The organism is Vibrio sp. S234-5, from assembly GCF_000960595.1.
Lineage (GTDB): Bacteria > Pseudomonadota > Gammaproteobacteria > Enterobacterales > Vibrionaceae > Vibrio.
The window spans coordinates 1-553 of the sequence record NZ_JZAM01000017.1 but is presented as its reverse complement, the minus strand read 5'-3'; the positions used below and the strand labels follow the sequence as shown (position 1 = coordinate 553).

Annotated in this window: 1 protein-coding gene; it reads right to left on the bottom strand. The window is 44.3% G+C overall.

Annotated elements, in window-relative coordinates; genetic code table 11:
* Window positions 1-75: 75 nt before the first annotated feature.
* Entirely contained in the window at window positions 76-459 is a 384-nt protein-coding gene (locus UF06_RS00070; RefSeq protein WP_045568615.1) for a MerR family DNA-binding transcriptional regulator, read from the bottom strand.
* Between the last annotated feature and the right edge of the window lie 94 nt (window positions 460-553).

The window sequence follows — 553 nt, the reverse complement described above, 5'->3', positions numbered from 1 at the left end:
CGCGAGGTAATAGAGAAGCGTCTGAACCACGCAATAACTTTTGTGGGTCGACAGTGATGCGCAGACAAGTGATGGCTAAGGCGGGTGGATCGTCGGCAGCGTCAGATGTGTATAAGAGACAGACGGTGCCGCGTTTACCACCGTCAGTGCCGCTGGCATGTCGTTTGCATGCAGTTGCAATGCTACATTCTTCTCATCGATCAAACGAATCATATAGTTCAACTGCTCAGTACTTTGATCGGTATCGTAGAGGTCAAATAACTCTTTGATATCTGCAAGAGAAAAGCCCAATCGCTTACCTCGCAAAATCAGTTTTAGTCGAATTCGATCGCGACCATTGTAGATTCGAGTGTTGCCTTTACGTTCTGGAGTTAGGAGACCTAAATCTTCGTAGAAGCGAATACTTCGGGTAGTAATGTCGAACTCTTTCGCGAGCTCGCTGATCTTAAATGTGTTCATTCCTTAACCTTACGACTTTCGTATAACATTCATACGAATATACAATTCGTTAACGTTAAAGTAAACAAACAACACCCACTCTTGAGCCTTGATA

Excerpts from the sequence above, each read along its gene's own strand:
- UF06_RS00070 (WP_045568615.1), bottom strand. The coding sequence starts at position 459 with ATGAACACATTTAAGATCAGCGAGCTCGCGAAAGAGTTCGACATTACT.